The following is a 2,785-nucleotide window of genomic DNA, read 5'->3' on the forward strand; positions in this document are numbered from 1 at the left end:
CACCGTTCAAGCATTCAAAATAAATGAAGTGCTCCTGTGTTTTTGCAAACAATTTTGGACTGTCCAAAATAGCCATTTTTTAGAGTTCAAAGGAGTCCAGAATTGACTGCAAATTAGTCCAGAATCTTTTGCATCGCTACACTCCGTATGAAAGCTATCTGTAGTATGCCCAAATTACCAATATCGACGATATCATCAGCGGCAAAAAAAGCCCCGATACCCTAGGCGTGAAAGCGCTGGACGATCATACCCTAAGTCACGCTGGCCGAGCCGGTGCCGTATCTGATTAAGGTGCTCGCTCATCCGTCCATGTCGCCGGTGCCGCAGAAAGTGGTGGAAAAATTCGGTGAGAAGTGGACCCAGCCGGCGAATTGGGTCGGTAACAGCGCTTACGTCGTCAAAGATTGGGTCATTAACGAGCGTATCGTACTAGAGCGTAACCCGCAGTATTGGAATAACGCCAAGACCGTCATCAATAAAGTCACCTATCTGCCGATCTCTTCCGAAGTCACCGACGTAAACCGCTATCGCGCCGGCGAAGACGATATGACCTACAACAACTTGCCGATTGAGTTGTTCCAGAAACTCAAGAAAGAGATCCCGAAAGAAGTCCACGTTGATCCCTACTTGTGTACCTATTATTACGAAATCAATAACCAGAAAGCGTCGTTCACCGATGCGCGCGTGCGTACCGCGCTGAAGCTCGGCTTGGATCGCGATATCATCGTCAACAAAGTGAAAGCGCAGGGCGATCTGCCGGCTTACGGCTTTACGCCGCCCTACACCGACGGTGCCAAGCTGACGGCGCCGGAATGGTTTGGCTGGTCGCAGGAGAAGCGCAACGAAGAGGCGCGTAAATTGTTGGCCGAGGCGGGTTACACCAAAGATAAACCGCTGACCTTTGATTTACTGTACAACACCTCAGATCTGCACAAAAAACTGGCTATCGCCGTGGCGCCCATTTGGAAAAAGAACCTGGGCGTGAATGTGAAGCTTGAGAATCAGGAATGGAAAACTTTCCTGGACACCCGCCCTCAGGGCAATTTCGACGTCGCCTGGGCCGGCTGGTGTGCGGATTATAATGAACCGACGTCTTTCCTGAACATTATGCAGTCCAACAGCTCCAACAACAGCGCGTATTACAAGAGCCCGGCATTTGACAAACTGCTGGTCCAGGCCCTGCAGGCCGGTTCGGAAGATGCCCGCGCCGGATTCTATCAGCAGGCGGAACAGCAGTTGGATAAAGACTCGGCAATCGTCCCGGTGTATTACTATGTTAACGCCCGTTTGGTTAAACCTTACGTAGGGGGTTATACCGGTAAAGATCCGCTGGATAATGTGTATGTAAAAGATCTATACATTATCAAACACTAACTAAGGATGTTTGACGCGTGACAACAGGGCAGGCCGCTGGCGGTCATGCCCTGTTTGTTCTGCAAACGCCTTATCGTCTACTGCCATGTTATAGGTCTGGTAATGGTAAAGTTTATTCTTCGACGGCTGCTGGAAGCGATTCCAACGCTGTTCGTTCTGATCACCATCTCATTTTTTATGATGCGTCTGGGGCGCCCGGCAGCCAGTTTACCGGCGAGCGTAACCTGCCGCCGGAAGTGATGGCCAACATAGAAGCCAAATATCATCTGAACGATCCCATCCTCACGCAATACGGCAATTATTTATTACAGCTGGCCCACGGTGATTTCGGCCCGTCGTTCAAATATAAAGACTACTCGGTCAACGATCTGGTGGCCAACTCATTCCCCGTCTCGGCCAAGCTCGGTCTGGCGGCATTTTTGCTGGCGGTGGTGGTCGGGGTCGCCGCGGGCGTCATGGCGGCGCTCAAGCAGAACACCAAATGGGACTATCTCGCAATGGGGTTCGCGATGACCGGCGTGGTCATTCCCAGTTTCGTGGTGGCGCCGCTGCTGGTGCTGATTTTCGCCATCACGCTGAAATGGCTGCCCGGCGGCGGCTGGAACGGCGGCGAGCCCAAATTTATTATTTTGCCGATGGTCGCGCTGTCTCTGGCTTATATCGCCTGCATCGCCCGCATAACCCGCGGTTCGATGATTGAAGTGCTGCATTCCAATTTTATCCGCACCGCGCGCGCCAAAGGGTTGCCGATGCGGCGGATTATTTTCAGCCACACCTTGAAGCCGGCGCTGCTGCTGGTCATTTCGTACATGGCGCCGGCGTTTGCCGGCATTATATTACCGGCTCGATGGTGATAGAAACGATTTATGGTCTGCAGGGTATCGGCCATCTGTTTGTGAACGGCGCGCTCAACCGCGATTATTCGCTGGTGCTGAGCCTGACCATTCTGGTGGGCACCTTGACCATCTTGTTTAACGCCATTGTCGATGTCCTGTATGCGGTTATCGACCCGAAAATCCGTTATTGACGCTGGAGCGCGCAAATGAATGTGAGTAAAAAAATAGCGAAGCTCTGGAGAAATTCCGTGAACAATTGGAAGTGGAGGGCCGCCGCCTGTGGGCCGACGCCCATCGACGCTTCATCCATAACAAAGCGGCATTGACCAGCTTGTTTATCCTGCTGCTGATTGCGCTGTTCGTGATACTGGCGCCCTCGTTGTCCGCTTTCCGCTATGACGATACCTACTGGGCCATGATGTCCAACGCGCCGGATATGTAAGCGCCCCGTGGAGGACGTCTTGAATTATTGGTGGGTTTGTTGTATGGCCCGGTAAGAATATGTTCCACTACGATGCCTAGTGAACCCGCATCCTATAAGGGACGGCTGTCAGATCATGGATAATCCGGCGATG

At 52.3% G+C, this 2,785-nt stretch carries 3 pseudogenes; all 3 read left to right on the forward strand.

The window, feature by feature from the left end:
- Window positions 1-140: 140 nt before the first annotated feature.
- Window positions 141-1,374: pseudogene (locus ACMX3H_RS18015) on the forward strand (ABC transporter substrate-binding protein); the annotation flags it as partial.
- Between the two features lie 102 nt (window positions 1,375-1,476).
- Window positions 1,477-2,401 (forward strand): annotated as a pseudogene (oppB, locus tag ACMX3H_RS18020) (oligopeptide ABC transporter permease OppB).
- A gap of 44 nt (window positions 2,402-2,445) precedes the next feature.
- Window positions 2,446-2,649: pseudogene (locus ACMX3H_RS18025) on the forward strand (peptide ABC transporter permease); the annotation flags it as partial.
- Window positions 2,650-2,785 lie beyond the last annotated feature (136 nt).

The organism is Sodalis sp. (in: enterobacteria) (genome assembly GCF_047607725.1).
Classification (GTDB): Bacteria; Pseudomonadota; Gammaproteobacteria; order Enterobacterales; family Enterobacteriaceae; genus JBLKSS01.